Here is a 16,060-nt window from a genome sequence, read left to right as displayed (position 1 = left end):
GTGCTCTCCCAACGATCTTCGGGTGGTCAGTTGTCGAACTGGCTGGTCAACTGGCGTTTGAGGACCTTGCCGCCCTCGTTGCGGGGCAGCTCGTCGACCAGCCGCACCCTTGACGGCAGCTGGTAGTCGGCGAGCCGGTCGGCGAGGAACCCGCGCAGCGCGGCCAGCGACACCTCGTCCGGCGGTGTCCCGGGCCGGGGCACCAGCACGGCGGCCACCGCCGCGCCGAGCACCGGGTGCGGCACGCCCACCACGGCCGCCTCGGCGACGCCGGGATGCTCGTGCAGTGCCGCCTCGACCTCCAACGACGAGATCTTGAACGCGCCGGACTTGATCACGTCCTGGTGCCGGTCGGAGAGGTACAGGTAGCCGTCGGCGTCCAACCGGCCGACGTCCCCCATCCGGACCCAGCCGTCCCGGAAGGTGGCCCGGTTGGCGGCCTCGTCCCGGTAGTAGGCGCGCGGGTGCGGGGCACGCAGCCACACGTCCCCGGTCGCCCCGGCCGGCAGCGGGTTGCCGTCGGCGTCGGCGATCATGAGCTGTCCGCCGACCGGCCGACCCACCGCGTCCCGCCGTGTCGGGTCGTAGATCATCGTGGTCTGGGCCGGGGCGGCCTCGGTGGAGGTGTAGTAGTTGACGATGGTGGCCTGCCGGAACACCGCCGCCAGCCGGGCGGCCACCGCCGGCGCGAGGGCCGCCGCGGTCGACCCGATCAGGTGTACGCCGGACAGGTCCCGGTCCCGCAGCGCACCCGATTCGAGCAGCTCGATCGCGACCGACGGCACCACGAACACCGTCCCCACCCCGCCGGTCTCGATCAGCTTGGCGAACCGCAGCGGGGTGAACCGGGGCAGGGTCACCGCGGTCGGCTTGGCGGTCAGCGCGTTGAACAGCATGGTCTGCCCGGCGTTCGTGCCGATCGCGAAGGCGTGCAGGAACCGCTCCGAGTGGGCCAGCGCCAGCCGCCGGGGGTGGTTCGGCGCGCCGACCACCAGGTTGGCGTGGCTGGCCCCGACCCCCTTGGGTCGGCCGGTGGTGCCCGAGGTGTAGAGGATCTGCGCCAGGTCACCCGGCCGGACCGTCGGCAGCTCCACGTCCCCGTCGTCGTCGGCCCCGGCGTGCGCGGCCTCCGGCACCTGCGGCGCGGCGCGCAGCTCGGCCACCGGCCACACCGGCACCCCGGCCGGGGCCGGCGGGGCGGCGGCGTCGTCGCCGTGCACCACCGCGCCTGCCGCGCAGTGCGTCAACGCGTGGTCGAGCTGGCCGGCGGCCAGCCGCTCCGACAGCGGTACGGCCACCGCCCCGGCCCGCAGCACCCCGCAGTACGCGACCGCGTACCCGGTCCAGTCGCGGGGGCCGAACACCAGGCCGACCCGGTCGCCGGGGCGTACCCCGCGACGGCGCAGCGACCGGGCCACCGCGGTCGCCTCGTCGTCCCAGGCGGTGAAGGTCAGCGCGGCCACCCCGTGCACCTCGACCGCCACCCGGTCCGGGTGCACCGCGCGCCGCCAGGCGAGCAGTTCGGGTACGGTCCGGGCGGCCGGCGTCACCGGCCGGCGTACCGGGGTCGCGGTCACCTCAGGCCGCCTTCCCGGCCGGTTCGGCCGGCGCGCTCGCCGTCGTGCCGCCCGCCACCCCGGACGTCGCGTCGACCGCCACCCCGGTCGACCCTCCGGATACCCCGGTCGCTCCGGATGCCCCGGTCGCTGCGGCGCGGGCCTGCCGGGCCTCGATGCCGATCAGGTCGTCCGGCGGGGCGTCGGGCACCTCGTCGTCGAACCGGGACAGCACCCGGGTCCGCAGCGACACCAGCGCGGTCAGCGCGATGCACCCGCCGAACACCACGTACAGCAGGGCGATGCCGCGACCCGGGCCGACCCCGATCACCGCGCCGACGGTGCCGGCCAGCGCCCCGCCCGGCATCAGCAGCGGCTCCAACGCCTGCGAGGCGAACGGGGCGATCACCCCCCAGCCCAGCGGCATGGTCGACCAGGCCACCATCTGGTTCAGCGCGAACACCCGACCGTGGAACCGGGGCGGCACCTTGGTCTGGATGATCGTGTTGTAGACGCCGTTGACGATGCCGAGCGCAAGGTACATGCCGAACGCGCCGGCCCCGATCACCACCAGGTTCGGGCGGAGGCCGGTGACCAGGCAGGCCACCGCGATGCCCAGGGTGCCCAGCAGCACCGCCCGCATCCGGTACCGGCGCGGGCCGCCCCAGACCAGCATCACCAGCCCACCGGCGGCGGCCCCCAGCCCACCGGTCAGCGCGATCTGCGCCACCTGGGCCAGCTCCGCGAAGCCGAGCACCAGCGGGGAGAGCAGGTAGAGCACCGGGAACAGGAACAGGTTCAGCGCGGCGAAGAAGATCAGCATGGACCGGAACTCGCGGCGGCGTACCGAGTACCGCAGCCCGCCCATGATCTCCTCGCCGATGCCCTCCCGGCGTTGCAGGGCCAGCGTGCGCGGGAACCGGATGGCCAGCAGCACCCCGATCGCGAACACGTACGACACCACGTCGAGGACCAGGATGCCGGCCAGGCCGACCGCGTCCAGCAGCGCCACCGCGATCAGCGGCACCATGAACTGGGTGATGCCGGTGGCGGTCTGGGTCAGCCCGTTGGCGTGCCCGAGGAACCGTTTCGGCACCAGCTGCGGCACCGCCGACATGAACGACAACCGTTGGAACGCCAACGCCACCGACAGCCAGCCCACCAGCACGTAGAAGTGCCAGACCTCGATCCGGTCGGTGAGCACCAGCCCGGCCAACGCCGCGTTGGCCGCTCCGGCGGCCAGGCCGGCCAGCAGCAGCACCCGGCGGCGGCTGGTCCGGTCGATCAGCGCCCCGGCGAGCGGGGCCACCAGCAGTCCGGGCAGCAGCCCGATCACCGCGAACAGGGCGAACCGGGCCAGCGACCCGGTCTCCAGGTAGATCCACAGCGGGATCGCGAAGTTGGTCAGCGCGGTGCCCGTACTGGAGACGATCTGACCGGCCGCGACCAGACCGAACCGGGCCATGCTCGGCTGCGGGGTGCGGTCGGTGCCGGTGCGGGGCCGGCGGGCCGGCCGGTCCGGCGGCACGGCCGGGGCCGTGACCGGCGCGGGCGGCTCGGGGCCGCGGTCCGAGACGGCGGCCAGCACCCAGGCCGGATCGGGGCCGTCCGCGCCGACCGTGCCCACCACCCCGGCCGGCTCGGCCAGCCGGTGGTGCACGGTGGTGACGATCTCGGCCAGCTCCTCGGCCCGGTACTTGAGGAAGTAGTGCCCGCCCTCGTCGACCACCGCCAGGGCGGTCCGGTCGCTGAGGAAGTGCCACTCCCGGAACCGCTCCTCGAAGTACTCGGTGCCCCGGTCCCGGTCGCCGACCACCGACACGATCGGTGCCCGCAGCGGCGTCACCTGCTGCTGCATCAGGTCGGTGAAGTACTCCTCGGAGACCCGGGCGTCGTGCCGCATGGCCCGGATCAGGAACGCCACCTCGTCCGGGTCGAGCGCGCCGATCGAGGTGCCCTGCGCCTGCAACCAGGTGCGGTAGATCCGGTCGCTGCGGATCCGCTCGGCCAGCCGCAGCCGCATCAGCGGCCCGAGCACCCCGCCCACCGGCCGGGCGAACGGGAACACCGCGCCCAGGTACACCGCCGCCAGCTCCCGGCCGGCCGCCTCCAGCCGCCGGGCCACCTCCACCGCGAGCGCCCCACCCGGACCGCAGTGCCCGTACAGCACCAGCGGACCGTCCACCCGGGTCAGGATCTCCGCGACCACGTCCCCGGCGACCTCGTCGATCGGGGCCGGGTCGTCGGCCAGCCCGATGTCGTGGCCGGGCATGGAGACCGAGAACAGCCGGTACCCGGCCGGCAGCGCGTCGGCAAGGGGTTGGTACACCACCGCGCTGCCACCGCCGTACGGGACGCAGACCAGGGTGGCGACCCGCTCGGCGGCCGGCACCGGCGGGGTCAGCTCGTGCAGCAGGAGGGCCGGCCCGGTGTCGGTCGTGCCGACCCGTTCGGCCAGCTCACGGACCGTCCGGTGCCGGAACAGGTCCATCACGCTGACCCGGGGCGGGTTGCCGTCGGCGTCGGCCGGCAACTCCCGGCGCATCCGGGCCACCACCTGCGTGGCCAGCAGCGAGTGCCCGCCGATGTCGAAGAAGTCGTCGGTGACGCCGACCTCCGGCAGGCCCAGCACCTCCTGCCAGATCCCGGCGATCAGGGTCTCCACCGGGCCGACCGGGGCGAGCCGTTCCCCGGTCGGCGTCTCGGCGGTGGGTTCCGGCAGCGCCCTGCGGTCCACCTTGCCGTGCTGCTGCAACGGCAGCTGGTCCAGCCAGACGAACCGCTGCGGGACCATGTGGTCGGGCAGCCGGTCGCCGAGGACGCGCCGCAGCGCCGCCGACTCCGGCCGGTCCGCCCCGGGCGTGGACTCCAGGTAGGCGACCAGCCGGTCGTCGCGCAGCACCACCACCGCCTGGTGCACCGGCGGGCAGTCGCGCAGCGCCGCCTCCACCTCGCCCAGCTCGACCCGGTACCCCCGGATCTTGACCTGGTGGTCGGCCCGGCCGAGGAACACCAGCTGCCCGTCGGCCCGCCACCGCCCCAGGTCACCGGTGCGGTAGAGGCGCGCGCCGGGCGGGCCGTACGGGTCGGGCACGAACCGCTCGGCGGTCAGCGCGGGCCGGTCCAGGTAGCCCCGGGCCAGCCGGTCCCCGCCCAGGTAGATCTCCCCGGGTACGCCCACCGGCACCGGCCGCATCCGCTCGTCGAGCACGTGCACCCGGGCGTACGGCAGCGGCCGGCCGGTCGGCACCGGACCTGTCCCGGCGGCGTCGGCGGTCACCTCGTACGTGGCGATGCCGACGGTCGCCTCGGTCGGCCCGTAGTGGTTGAACACCCGGGTCGCCCCGACGGCCGCGAGCGGTCGGATCCGCTCCAGGTCGGACGCCTCACCGCCGAGGATCAGGGCGCGGGCCGGCAGCAGCTCGGCCGGCTCGGCGTCGGCGGTCAACGCGGCCAGGTGCGACGGGGTGATCTTCAGATAGTCGATCCGGTGGGTGCGGAGCTGTTCGGCCAGCTCGGCCCCGGTGCCCCGGCGGGGCAGCAGGTGCACCACCCCGCCGGTGGCCAACGCCAGGTAGAAGATGGTCACGCTGAAGTCGAACGACATCGACTGGAGCAGCGCGTACCGGCCGGCGGGCACGACGTCGAACCGGGCGGCCACCCCGTCGAGGTAGCGCAGCACCTGCCGGTGCGGCACCGCCACCCCCTTCGGGACGCCGGTCGAACCGGACGTGTAGATCACGTACGCCAGGTTGTCCGGTCGGGTGCCGGACGGCGGGACGGTGTCCGGCTGGGCGGCCACCTCGGCGGTGATCGTGTCCAGACAGGTGGGGGTCACCGGGACCACGATCGTCGGATCGGTCGGGGTGAGCCGGTCCCGCAGGTCGCTGCTGGTCAGCACCACCGCCGGGCGGGCGTCGGCGAGCATGGTCGCCAACCGGTTCGGCGGCTGCTCCGGGTCCAGTGGCAGGTACGCCCCACCGGCGCGCAGCACCCCGAGCAGCGCCACGGCCAACTCCACCGACTGGTCCAGCAGCACCCCGACCAGCGCGTCCGGGCCGACCCCGACGGTACGCAGCCAGTGCGCCAGCCGGTTGGCCCGCCGGTCCAGCTCCCGGTAGGTCAGGGTGTCCGCGCCGCACACCACGGCCGGCGCGTCCGGGGTGGCCGCCACGTGCGGAACGAGCAGCTCCGCCAGGGTGGTGGCCGGGCCGGTCACCGCAGCGACCTCCGACGCCGCGCTGACCGGCCCGACCGGCTCGTCCGGCGCGCTGAACGCCAGCACCCGGTCCCGTTCCCCGTCGGCGAGCAGGTCCAGGTCCACGATCGGCCGGTCCGGGTCGGCCACCGCCGCCCGCAGCAGCGTGCTGAACCGGTCGGTCAGCCGGGCCACCGTGTCCGCGTCGAACAGGTCGGTGTTGTAGACGAACATGCCGCGCAACCCGTCGCCGACCTCGCTCAGGTAGAGCGACAGGTCGAACCGGGCGGCGTTGCCGTCCGCGCCGAAGCCCTCGGTGCGCAGCCCGTCCGGCCACCGGCCGCCCCCGGTACGGGCGTAGTTCTGGAGCGTGAACAGCACCTGGAACACCGGGGAGCGGCTCACGTCCCGGGTCACGTTCAGCTCTTTGACCAGCCGCTCGAACGGGATCTCCTGCCGGGCCAGCGCCTTCACCACGGTCGTCCGGTTCCGCCGCAGCAGCATCCCGAAGCTGGGCTCCGCACCCGGGGAGTCGGCGGTGCCGCCGGTGGTCGACAGGTCGGCGCGCAGGGCGAGCGTGTTGACGAACAGGCCGATCAGGTTCTCCAGCTCGGGCACCACCCGCCCGGCGACCGGGGAACCGATGGCGAAGTCCCGCTGCCCGCTGTGCCGGAACAGCAGCGCCTGCAACCCGGACAGCAGCGTCATGTACAGGGTGGCCCGGTGACTGCGGGCCAGCCGCCGCAGCCCGTCGGTCAGCTCGGCGTCGATCCGGAACCGGTGGGTGGCCCCGGCGTACGTCTGCACGGCCGGGCGGGGCCGGTCGGTGGGCAGTTCCAGCGCGGGCACCCCGGCCAGCGCCTCGGTCCACCAGGTCAGCTCCGCGCCGGCCCCCGGACCGTCCACCCGCTCCCGCTGCCAGGCGGCGTAGTCGAGGTACGACAGCGTCGGCGGGGCCGGCACCGGGCCGGCGTCACGCAACGCGCCGTAGATCGTGGCGATCTCGGTGAGCAGCAGGTCCAGCGACCAGCCGTCGCTGATGATGTGGTGCATCGCCAGGTGCAGGACGTGGTCGTCGGCCCCCAGCCTGATCACCAGCGCGCGGAGCAGGGGAGCGGCGGCCAGGTCGAACGGGGTGGACGCCGACTCGGCCACCAGGGCGCGGGCCTGCGCCTCGTCGGTGACGCCGGTGACGGTGACCGGCACCTGCACCGCGGGCACCACCTCGACCACCGGCTCGCCGAGGTCGTTCTCGGTGAACCGCATCCGCAGGCTGTCGTGCCGACCGACGGTGGCGTCGATGGCGGTGGCGAGCAGGCCCGGGTCGAGCGGGCCGGTCAGCCGCAGCGTCGCGTAGACGAGGTACCCGGCCGTGCCGGGGGTGAGCTGTTCGGTGAACCAGATCCGTTCCTGCCCGAACGACAGCACCGGTCCCGCCCCGGCCGGGCCGGAAATCCCGCTCGTGACGGGACGGACAGCCCGGGCCGGAAGGTCTACATTGGTCACGGGGAGGCCTTCTCAGGTCGATGGCGGGCGAGGCAAGCAGTCTGCCGAATGCAACCGACGCATGTAATCAACTGTTCGGCGCAGTACGAAGCGCCTGTCCGGTGCACTGTGGAAAACCCGAACGATCGATCCGGCGGCCCGGTGGCCGGCCTACGGTCAGGAATGCGATTCGCTGATGCCACCGTGCCCGCGGAGTGGGCCGACCAACCGATGGTCCTGGCCGAGTTCGGCGGTGGCCGTACCGAGACCGCCCCGCCGACCTGGGCGCAGCGGGTGATGTGGCGGGCCGCCGAGCGGTCCGGCTCCAACCACCGGTTCATGAACCTCCGTCGTACCGTGCCGGTCTCCGCGCGGGTCCGCGCCGACCTGCCCCGGGCGACCCGGGCGCTCGGCCTGCTGGTCGGCCGGCACAGCGCGCTGCGGACCCGGGTCCGGTCGGTCGACGGTGAGCTGCGCCAGGAGGCCGCCGCCGGCGGCCAGCTGCCGGTGCTGGTGGTGTCCGGCGAGGCGGACGGCGCTGCGGCGGCCCGCGCGGCGGCCGACCGACTCGCCGACGTGGCGTTCGACCACGGCGCCGAGTGGCCGCTGCGGGTCGCCGTGGTCACCGTCGACGACCTGGTACGCCAGGTGGTGGTGGTCTTCAGCCACTCGACGGTGGACGCCTACGCGGCCGAGGTGGTGCTGCGTGACCTGCGGCTCATCCTGCTGCGCGGTGAGCTGACCACCCCGCCCGGCCCGCAGTCGGTGCAGGTGGCCCGGGACCAGAACGGGGTGGACCAGGCCCGCTCGACCCGGGCGCTGGACCACTGGATGCGGGAGTTCGGCCGGCTGCCCCGGTCGCCGCTGACACCGGAGCACCCGGCCGGCACGCCACTGGTGCAGCGCGGCACCCTGGTGTCGTCGGCGGTGGACCGGGCGGCCCGGATCATCGCCGCCCGGCACCGGGTCAGCGTCTCCTCGGTGCTGCTCGCCGGGACGACCGCGCTGGCCGCCGGCGGGGGCGGCCAGCAGCGGTGCGGCCTGTTCACCATGGCGCACAACCGGTTCCGCGCCGAGTACACGCACGCGGTGGCGAACATCGGGCAGATCGGCATGAGTGTGGTGGACGTGGCCGACCGTCCCTCCTTCACCGAGCTGCTGCCCCGGATCTGGCGGGCCGCGCTGGAGGGCTACCGGCACGCCTACTACGACCCGAAGGGGCTGCGGGAACGTTTCCTGGCCGCCGACTACGACACGGACACCGCCTTCCTGCCGTACTACTACTTCAACGACGTACGGCTCGCCGGTGGCGGCGCGCAGCCGGTCCCCACCGCCAGCGAGAACGAGCTGCGGGCGGCCATGGCGGAGAGCACCTTCCAGCCGGTCGACGGCCTGACCCGGACCGCCTGGCACCTGCTGACCCACGTCGTCGACGAACCGGACGCGGTCGGCGTCACGCTCAGCGTCGACACCCGGTTCCGGCCCGCCGAATCGATCGAGCCGTTCCTGCGGGACCTGGAGGACCTGCTGGTCACGGCGGCCTTCCGGGAGGTCGACTGGCCGTGGACGCCCTCGTCGCGGGCGCTGCTGGGCTGACGTGGACGGTAACCTCCAGGCGTGCTCACTTCCCCGTTCATGAACCAGGTCGCCGCGTCGACCGAGGAACTGGCGTACGCGGACTTCCACGGCGGCCGGGTCGCCACCGGACCGCTCACCTGGGGCCAACGGGCCATGTGGCGGGCGGTGACCGAGTTCGAGTCCGCCCAGCACAGCTTCCTGAACCTGCGCCGTGTCCTGGCCGTCTCGCCCCGGGCGGACGTGTCGCCGCAGCGGGCGGTGCGGGCGCTCGCCGCACTGGTCGACCGGCACGAGTCACTGCGGACCCGGGTCCGTCCGGCCGGCGGTGAGCTGCGTCAGGAGGCCGCCGCCGAGGGCCGGTTGCCGGTGCTGGTGCACACCGTGCCCACGGCCGGGGCGGACCCGGTCGGGCAGGAGGCGGCCCGGTCGCTCGCCGTACGGCTGGGTGACCCGCGGTTCGACCACGCCACCGAGTGGCCGCTGCGGGCCGCCGTCGTGGTGGTCGACGGTCTGGTCCGGCAGGTGGTGGTGGTCTTCAGTCACTCCACCGTCGACTTCCACGCCACCGAGACCGTGCTGCGGGACCTGCGGATGCTGCTGGTCCGGGGCACCGCACCCCACCCGCCGGGCCTGCAGTCGCTGGACGTGGCGGAGCGGGAACGGCAGGTCGAGCGACGCCGGTCGGACCGGGCGGTGGCGTACTGGCTGCGCCAGTTCCGGGCCCTGCCGGTCGGCACCTTCCACGTGGCCGGGGCCGGGACGACCCCCCGGTACCGCCGGGGCGCACTGACCTCGACGGCGGCCTACCACGCGGCCCGGCTGCTCGCCGCCCGGTACCGGGTCAGCAACGCCACCGTGCTGCTGGCCGCCGTCGCCGACGTGCTCCCCGGCGACGGGGCGGACGCCCGGGGCATCTTCACCATGGGCAACAACCGGTTCCAGCCCGAGTACGACACCGCGATCAGCAAACTGAACCAGCTCGGACTGTGCCGGATCGACCTGACCGGTCGGCCGGACTTCGCCGACCTGCTCACCCGGACCAAGCAGGCGTCACTGGACGGGTACCGGCACGCCTACTACGACCCGCTCGCCATGGCGGCGGCCTTCGCCGGGCACGGCATCGACTACGGCACCGCGCTCGCGCCGTTCTGTTTCTTCAACGACATCCGGCTGCCCCAGGAGGTACCGGCCGGGGTCACCGCCCCGGACGCGGCCACCCTGCGGGCGGCCCGGGACGCCAGCCCGTTCCGTTGGCTGGAGGAGCTGGAACGGTTCGCCTGGCGGTGCCGGATCCAGGTGGTCGACGCGCCCGGCGCGGTGGAACTGGTGGTCACCGTCGACAGCGTCTACCTGCCGCCGCAGCGGGCGGAGCGGCTGCTGCGCGACGTCGAGGCACGACTGGTCGAGGCGGCCCTGGCCGGCTGACCCTCCGAACGCCGGCCGGCTGCCCGCCGACGTCGACCCGCTGAGCCCTCCCGGCGTCTACCGGCTCACCCCCGCCGACCGGCCCGGCCGTGGGGCCGGTCGGCGGGGCGGACGTCAGTGGCAGTGCCCGCCGGTGGACGGGGTGTCGTAGGTGTCGTGGTGCGGGAACTCGTTGACGTACCGTTGCCGGCCCAGCGGGGTCAGGTCCAGGTAGTTGTAGGTGTTGAGCAGCGGATCGAGCCCCCGCCCGTACGTCGAGTAGGTGTGCAGGACCCGGCCGTCGTCGCTCCGGACGAAGACGCTCAGCCCGTGCGCCTCACCCCGCAGGAAGGGGGTGAGTCCCTCCTGCTCCAGCGTGGCGGCGTCCTTGTAGTTGTACTCGACGGGGGCCACGTCGGGGTCGTTGGTCACGTGGAAGTCGTAGTTGAAGTCGCTGCCGTGCGACGAGTACCAGGGGAACGTCCAGCCCATCCGGTCCCGGAACGGCGTGATCGACGACAGCGGCGCGCGGGAGACGACGGCGAAGGTGGTGTCGCTGGCCCGCAGGTGCGCCAGGTGGCCGACGTTGTCGACCAGCAGGGAGCAGCTGCTGCACCCCTCGGTCCACGCCGGATCGAACATGAAGTGGTAGACGATGAGCTGCCGCCGGCCCTCGAACAGGTCGGCCAACCGCACCGGGCCGTCCGGGCCGGTGAGGGTGTACTCCTTGTCGACGGCGACCGCCGGCAGTTGCCGCCGCGACGCGGTCACCCGGTCCCGCAGCCGGGTGAGTTCCTTCTCCTGGTCGAGCAGCTCCCTGCGGGCGGTGAGCCACTCGTCCCGTGCGACAACCGGCAGATCGACCATGGACGACCGTCCTTTCCGAGGTGACGAACCCGAGGAACGTACATCGATCTGTGTGCGTCGCGCCACGACCCGCGGCCGACCGCCGACCGGAAACGCCCGGACACCCGGCCGGACGACGTGGGATCACGTCAGCCTGCGGTGGCGGCCCCGAACCCCGCGTCCCGGGCGGCGGCGATCGCCTCCGATCGGCTGCCCACGCCCAGTTTCAGCAGGATGGTGGAGACGTTGTTGCGGACCGTCTTCGGACTGAGACCGAGCCGGTGCGCGATGCCCGCGTTGGGCAGCCCCCGGGCGAGCAGCTCGAGAATCTCCCGTTCCCGGTCGGTGAGCTGCGGGAACGGTACCCGCCCGGCGGGCCCGGCGCGGAACAGCAGCCCGGCGCGGCCGGCGACCGCGGCACCGAGCACCAGGTCACCACTGGCCACCGCGCGGATGCTGCGCTCCACGTCGGCCGCGGTGGCCCCCTTGAGCAGGTAGCCGCGCGCCCCGGCGCGCATCGCCGCGACCAGCGACGCGTCGTCGTCGAGCATCGTCACGACCAGGACACCGATCCCCGGCCGGTCGCGGGTGAGCAGCCGGGTGGCCTCGATGCCCGACCCCCGCTCGAAGTGCAGGTCCATCAGCACCACCGCCGGCCGGGTCCGGGCCACCGTGTCCAGCGCGGCCGGTACGTCGGCCGCCTCGCCCACACACTCGATGCCGTCGAGCGTGGACAGCAGGGCGACCATCCCGAGCCGGAACACCGGATGGTCGTCCACCACGACGACCGTGATCGGTCCGGTCACGCCGCCTCCAGCGGGATGCTCAGGCACACCGTGGTGCCCCGGGGTTCGGCCGGCCCGACGGTCAGCGTGCCGCCCACGCCGTCGGCCCGTTCCCGCATCGCGTGCAGGCCGACACCCGGGGCCGGCCCGGCGGCCGGCAGACCCCGACCGTGGTCGGTGACGCTGATCCGCAGCAGGTGCGGCAGCCGGTCCAGCCGTACCGTGCAGTGCCGCACCCCGGCGTGCCGGTGCACGTTGCGGACCGCCTCGGCGGCCACCCCGTACGCGGCGGTGGCGACCGAGCCGGGCAGCGGTTCGAGCGGCACCGGGACGTGGACGGTCACCGCCAGGCCGTCCCGGGCGAACCGGTGCCGCAGGGTGTCCACCGCCGGCTCCAGGCCGCCGTCGGCGAGGATCGGCGGCAGCAGCCCGTGCGCCAGGTCCCGGACGTCGTCGGCGCGGGTGGTGAGTTCGGCGATCAGCCGGTCCAGCAGTTCGTCCGCGCGGGCCGGGTCCCGGTGCAGCAGGTTGCGGGTGGCGGCGAGACCGAGCCCGATGCCGCTCAACGCGGGGCCGAGCCCGTCGTGCAGGTCCCGGCGCAGCGCCCGTCGTTCCTCGTCCCGGGCCTCGGCGAGGCGTCGCCGGGACCGGGTCAACTCCTCGTTGGTGCGGGCCAGGTCCACCACGGCGGCGACCACCGGGGCGAGTTCGGTGAGCGCCCCGGTGGCCCGGCTGCCGAGCAGCTCACCGGGCCGCGGCCAGGCGTGCAGATAGCCGACGGTACGGTCCCCGCTGGTCAACGGTACGGTCACCGACCGGCCCCCGGCGTCGGGCGGCGGCCCGGGACCATCGGTGACCGTGACGCCGGCCAGGCGGAGCGCGGCGGCGACGGCCGGGCCGATCTCGGCTGAACTGCGCAGGCTGTCGGCGACCCGGCGCATCAACGGTTCCGGGCTGTCGCCGTGCACGAGCCGGTCCACGGCCCGCTGCACCGCCTGCCGTACCGGCTGGAAGGCGGCCGCGATGGCCGCGGTGACCACGATCCGGGGCGCGGACGACGAGTCGGGCAGCAGCCGGTCCAGCACGGTGACCGCGGCGCTGTAGGCGGCGATCACCCCGGCCGTCATCAGGTACCACACCAGCGTGCGCCGGACCACCAGCCGCAGTCCCCACATCTGCTGGCGCAGCACGACGACCGCGACGGCCGCCGGGAAGAACGCCTGCGAGGCCAGCATCAGCAGGGCGGGCACGGTGGCGGGCAGCAACGGCGGCAGCATGGTGGTGAGGAACGCCAGGGTGAGCAGCGCACTGCCGGCGGTCGCCCAGCCCATGCCGTGCCGACCGTCCCGGGGGCCGCGCCGCCAGCGCCAACCGGCCCCGACCGCGGCGGCCAGGCCGAGCAGCACCAGCAGGTACGGCAGGGGGCGGACCAGCCCGGCGCGCAACTCCACCGCCGCGGGCCCCAGCGGGACCAGCCCGCGTGGCGCGGGCGCGGTGAGCACCGCCACCCAGGCCAGCGCCACGTAGCCGAGCCCGACCGCGACCGCGATCCGCTCGACCGGCCGGGGCCGGCGTTCGGGCAGCAGCCACGGCATCACCACGACCAGCGCGTACAGGCCGGGGATCCAGGCCCAGTGGTGGGCGGACAGCAACCAGTACGGCCCGGTGGACAGCAGCCCCCACTGGGCGGCGAAGGCGGACACCGAGCCACCCACCGCGGCGGCGGCGGTGATCCACCCGGCGAGCCGCCCACCGGTGCGTCGCCGGCCCAGCACGAGCCACGCGACGCCGCCGTAGACGATCCCGTCCATCAGGTCCACCAGCGAGTACAGCTGGGTGACGGTGAACGCCGGCAGGGCGACACACCAGGCGGCGACGGCGGCGGTGGTGAACACGGCGGTGACGGCGAGGACCAGCCGGGCGGCGATCCGGCCGGCGGTGGGGGAGGTCGGCATGGCGGGTCCACTCTGTCAGCCGGCGCGACGGTGATCCAGCCGCCTCCGGGGGCCGACCCACCGGCCGTTCGGGGGACCGGCGTGTCCCGTCCCGGGCGGGACACCGGTCACTGGTGACCGGGACACCCCGGCCGGTTGACTGCGGCCATGACCTCTTCCCCGGACCACATCCCGGCGCACGTGAAGAACTCCTACCCCACCTGCGGCGAGTCCGTCCGCGCCGCCCGGCTCGGCCCGCCGCCGGCGGCCGACCACTTCCCGGCGCACGTCAAGAACTCCTACGTCAACTGCCAGGAGTACGCCCGCACCGCCCGGCTCAGTCCGCCGCCGGCGGCCGAGCACTTCCCGACGCACGTCAAGGGCTCCTACGTCAACTGCGAGCACTACGCCCGCGCGGCCCGGCTCACCGTCGTCCCGGGCACCGGCGCATGACCGTGCCCACCCTGTCCCGGCTCGCCGCCGACTGGCGGGAGTGGCTGGTGGAGAACCTCGCCATGGGCGCCCCGGTCGACCAGGTGCGGGCCGCCGCCGTCGCCGGGTGCGGCGACCCGGACGCCGTCGACGCGGAACTCCGGGAACTCACCGCGCACCCGTACTTCGCGGTGTGCCGTCGGCTGGCGTTGCGGTACGACTGGATGGAGTCCGTCCTGGACACGTACCGGGCGCTGCGCAACAGCGACGGGGGCCGCACCCTGGAACACCGGACGGGCGTCACGGCCGACGAGTTCTTCAGCCGGTACTACTTCGGCCACCGTCCGGTCGTGCTGGACGGCCTGATGGCGGACTGGCCCGCACTGGACTGGACCCTGGACACGCTGGCGCGGCGGTGCGGCGACGCCGAGGTCGAGGTGATGACCGGCCGGGACACCAACCCCGACCACGCCTGGCAGTACGACCGGCACCGCACCACCATGCCGTTCCGCGACTACCTGGCGCTGCTCGGCTCCGGCGCCCGCACCAACGACTACTACATGGTGCCGCGCAACGAGAACTGGTCCGGTCCGCTCCGGCCGCTCGCCGCCGACGTCCGACCGCCGGCCGGGATCGTCGACCCGTCGGCGCTCGGGCACCTGCTGCTCGGGCCGGCCGGTACGGTGACGCCCCTGCACGTGGACAACAGTTCGGTGCTGCTGTGCCAGGTGTTCGGGCGCAAGCACGTGCGGCTCGTCCCGTCGTACGAGCGGCACCTGGTCTACCCGCGCGGCGGCACGTTCAGCGCGGTCGACGCGGCCGAGCCGGACCTCGCCCGGCACCCGCGCTTCGCTGAGGCGACCGTGCTGGAGACCGTCCTGGAACCGGGCCAGATGCTGCTCGTCCCGGTCGGCTGGTGGCACTGGGTGGCGGCGTTGGACGTCAGCGCCACCGTCACGTTCCACCACTTCCAGGTGCCGGGACAGAACCACAAGATGGCGACACCACCGGCCGCCGGTCAGGCGGACTGACCGGTCCCGCCCCGTTCCCGGACGGGGCGGGACCCCGACCGGCCGGGTGGCTTGACTGGCGTCCCTACCGTGCAGACATCAGTCAGCCGGACGCCCCGACACCGGCGTCCTTCCCGAGGAGCGCCGATGCGTAGCTCGAACCTTTCCCGACTCGTCGTGGCCGCGCTGACCGCCACGGTGGCGGTCACCGGCTGCTCGGTCACGGTGGACCCGTCCGGCAGGTCCAAGGCGTCCGGCGCGGACCCGGCGACGGACACCGCCGGGTCGACCGGCGACGGGCCGGGATCCGCGCCGACCGACGGCGGCGGCAGCAAGGACGACGGCGGTGCGACCGGCGGCGGGAGCAGCAGCGGCTCCACCGGCGGCTCCACGGGCGGCGGCTCCACCGGTGGCGGGAACCCGACCACGAAGCCCGCGACCTCCACCACGACGAAGGCCGCGGCGAACGGCCCGCAGATCGTCCAGTTCCGGGTACGGCAGCAGCCGTCCTGCCCGGCCGGCACCAACGTCAACCCGATCGCCGGCAACCCGGTCGTCCTGGAGTGGGAGGCCACCAACGTCGACCGGGTGGCGCTCTCCGTCGACGGGCCGGGCATCTACGGCGACAGCTACGCGCCGACCGGCACCGAGACCCTGAACTTCCCCTGCTCCGGGCCGGAGGGAAGCACCCAGAAGCACACGTACCAGCTCACCGTGACCAACGCTCACGGCAAACAGACCCGGACGCTGACGGTCAGCGCCCGGGTCAACGGGGTCGCCCCGGTCTGACCGGCGCGTGCCGCCCGACCCTGCCCCGCCGCCCACCCGACCC

General features: G+C 74.2%; 10 protein-coding genes. 5 read left to right on the top strand and 5 right to left on the bottom strand.

The window, feature by feature from the left end:
• Positions 1-26: 26 nt before the first annotated feature.
• Positions 27-1,577: a class I adenylate-forming enzyme family protein gene (locus PVK37_RS24475; protein ID WP_275030150.1), complete on the bottom strand. Its 1,551-nt coding sequence runs from the start codon at positions 1,575-1,577 to the stop codon at positions 27-29.
• A 1-nt stretch (position 1,578) separates the two neighbouring features.
• A complete protein-coding gene (locus PVK37_RS24470) occupies positions 1,579-7,182 on the bottom strand; it encodes a non-ribosomal peptide synthetase/MFS transporter (protein ID WP_275030149.1) in 5,604 nt (1,867 codons plus the stop codon).
• Positions 7,183-7,422: 240 nt separating this feature from the next.
• Here PVK37_RS24470 and PVK37_RS24465 point away from each other — a divergent pair, with 240 nt between their 5' ends.
• Together PVK37_RS24465 and PVK37_RS24460 are read left to right on the top strand one after the other, a co-directional pair.
• The gene (locus PVK37_RS24465; protein WP_275030148.1) at positions 7,423-8,835 is read left to right on the top strand and encodes a condensation domain-containing protein; all 1,413 of its coding nucleotides are present in this window, start codon (positions 7,423-7,425) and stop codon (positions 8,833-8,835) included.
• Positions 8,836-8,856: 21 nt separating this feature from the next.
• Complete coding sequence (locus tag PVK37_RS24460; RefSeq protein ID WP_275030147.1) at positions 8,857-10,242, top strand: condensation domain-containing protein; 1,386 nt, start codon at positions 8,857-8,859, stop codon at positions 10,240-10,242.
• Positions 10,243-10,356: 114 nt separating this feature from the next.
• Here the strand turns inward: PVK37_RS24460 and PVK37_RS24455 are convergent, their stop codons facing one another.
• The 3 genes from PVK37_RS24455 to PVK37_RS24445 form a co-directional block, all read right to left on the bottom strand.
• Positions 10,357-11,088, bottom strand: coding sequence for a DUF899 domain-containing protein (locus PVK37_RS24455; protein WP_275030146.1), 732 nt, complete (start codon positions 11,086-11,088; stop codon positions 10,357-10,359).
• A gap of 128 nt (positions 11,089-11,216) precedes the next feature.
• Positions 11,217-11,873: a response regulator gene (locus tag PVK37_RS24450; protein WP_275030145.1), complete on the bottom strand. Its 657-nt coding sequence runs from the start codon at positions 11,871-11,873 to the stop codon at positions 11,217-11,219.
• The gene (locus PVK37_RS24445; RefSeq protein WP_275030144.1) at positions 11,870-13,807 is read right to left on the bottom strand and encodes a sensor histidine kinase; all 1,938 of its coding nucleotides are present in this window, start codon (positions 13,805-13,807) and stop codon (positions 11,870-11,872) included. Before PVK37_RS24445 ends, PVK37_RS24450 begins: the two co-directional genes overlap by 4 nt.
• Positions 13,808-13,954: 147 nt before the next feature.
• Between PVK37_RS24445 and PVK37_RS24440 the strand changes: the two genes are divergently transcribed.
• From PVK37_RS24440 to PVK37_RS24430, 3 genes are all read left to right on the top strand, one after another.
• Positions 13,955-14,239 (top strand): hypothetical protein, encoded by a 285-nt coding sequence (locus PVK37_RS24440; RefSeq protein ID WP_275030143.1) that lies wholly within the window; start codon positions 13,955-13,957, stop codon positions 14,237-14,239.
• Positions 14,236-15,249: a cupin-like domain-containing protein gene (locus PVK37_RS24435; protein WP_275030142.1), complete on the top strand. Its 1,014-nt coding sequence runs from the start codon at positions 14,236-14,238 to the stop codon at positions 15,247-15,249. The genes PVK37_RS24440 and PVK37_RS24435 overlap by 4 nt, the downstream gene beginning before the upstream one ends.
• Before the next feature lie 126 nt (positions 15,250-15,375).
• Entirely contained in the window at positions 15,376-16,017 is a 642-nt protein-coding gene (locus PVK37_RS24430) for a hypothetical protein (protein WP_275030141.1), read from the top strand.
• Positions 16,018-16,060 lie beyond the last annotated feature (43 nt).

Origin of the sequence: Micromonospora cathayae (assembly GCF_028993575.1) — a bacterium.
GTDB classification, from domain to species: domain Bacteria; phylum Actinomycetota; class Actinomycetes; order Mycobacteriales; family Micromonosporaceae; genus Micromonospora; species Micromonospora cathayae.
Note: the sequence above shows the minus strand (reverse complement) of the source record. Positions and strands in the feature narration are given on the sequence as shown.

Excerpts from the sequence above, each read along its gene's own strand:
- PVK37_RS24465 (WP_275030148.1), top strand. The coding sequence starts at position 7,423 with ATGCGATTCGCTGATGCCACCGTGCCCGCGGAGTGGGCCGACCAACCG.
- PVK37_RS24455 (WP_275030146.1), bottom strand. The coding sequence starts at position 11,088 with ATGGTCGATCTGCCGGTTGTCGCACGGGACGAGTGGCTCACCGCCCGC.
- PVK37_RS24445 (WP_275030144.1), bottom strand. The coding sequence starts at position 13,807 with ATGCCGACCTCCCCCACCGCCGGCCGGATCGCCGCCCGGCTGGTCCTC.
- PVK37_RS24440 (WP_275030143.1), top strand. The coding sequence starts at position 13,955 with ATGACCTCTTCCCCGGACCACATCCCGGCGCACGTGAAGAACTCCTAC.
- PVK37_RS24435 (WP_275030142.1), top strand. The coding sequence starts at position 14,236 with ATGACCGTGCCCACCCTGTCCCGGCTCGCCGCCGACTGGCGGGAGTGG.
- PVK37_RS24430 (WP_275030141.1), top strand. The coding sequence starts at position 15,376 with ATGCGTAGCTCGAACCTTTCCCGACTCGTCGTGGCCGCGCTGACCGCC.